Origin of the sequence: Pseudoalteromonas sp. MTN2-4 (assembly GCF_042848605.1) — a bacterium.
In the GTDB taxonomy this organism is placed as follows: domain Bacteria; phylum Pseudomonadota; class Gammaproteobacteria; order Enterobacterales; family Alteromonadaceae; genus Pseudoalteromonas.
Window position 1 is genome coordinate 1 of the sequence record NZ_BTGK01000049.1, and the last position, 771, is coordinate 771.

The 771-nt window shown below is 32.0% G+C and carries 1 protein-coding gene; it reads left to right on the forward strand.

Annotated features, from left to right (window positions below):
• Nucleotides 1-83 precede the first annotated feature (83 nt).
• Nucleotides 84-254: a hypothetical protein gene (locus ACGHEH_RS21660; RefSeq protein WP_390449847.1), complete on the forward strand. Its 171-nt coding sequence runs from the start codon at nucleotides 84-86 to the stop codon at nucleotides 252-254.
• Nucleotides 255-771 lie beyond the last annotated feature (517 nt).

Below are 771 nucleotides of genomic sequence, written 5' to 3' on the forward strand. Positions count from 1 at the left end.
CGGCGTTATATAACTCTCAGGATCGAGTAGTGACCAAATTCATTTTTATAATTAGCATCATTTTAATAGCTTTTGGGTTCATTATGTTTATATCTGATTTTTTGCCTGTAGATATGTTTAACGGTGGCAGAAATGACGAATATCTTAAAGCAGTACCAAGTGACTCATTCTCTTTGTCGCAATATCGGTTGCATGCGTTAATTATTGGTATTGCTTTATTTGCTGTTAGTAAGTTTACCAATATCTTTGGTTAGTGTTAAAGTTATATAACAAGCTAATAAATAAGGACAAAAAACAGTTTGCTGTTTTCGTTCCTCAATATTTTAGCAAACAATTTTTTGCCTATTATTAGGGCGCTATGTTACTTTTTGCATATGTATAACTTGTTTTTATTAATAATCATAATTCCGGTTGGGTGGTTCACATATAAATTTTACGTTGACTTTTATATGTATGAACGGAAAGTAAGTACGTTCAACCAAGTTATCCCATTCTGTCTACTAGTTATCTATTTAGCTTTCTTAATTATAAACGGGGCAGAGGAAAGTATTCACTACTTTAAAGATATAAGTGGCCGCAGACGGGCTATATATGGAATATGGACATTTGTAATGCCAAGTATTTCTCTTTCATGTATTATTTTTCCATATCAAGTTTCAGAAGTAACAAAGCTTTACAAAGAGCTGACATCAGTGAATATGAACTATGTTTTCAGACCAATCGGATATATTGCACTGTTTATCACATTTTTCAGGAATTGGTTGGTAGTAA

Bases quoted from the DNA above. Each gene is read 5' to 3' on its own strand.
- ACGHEH_RS21660 (WP_390449847.1), top strand. From the start codon at position 84: ATGTTTATATCTGATTTTTTGCCTGTAGATATGTTTAACGGTGGCAGA.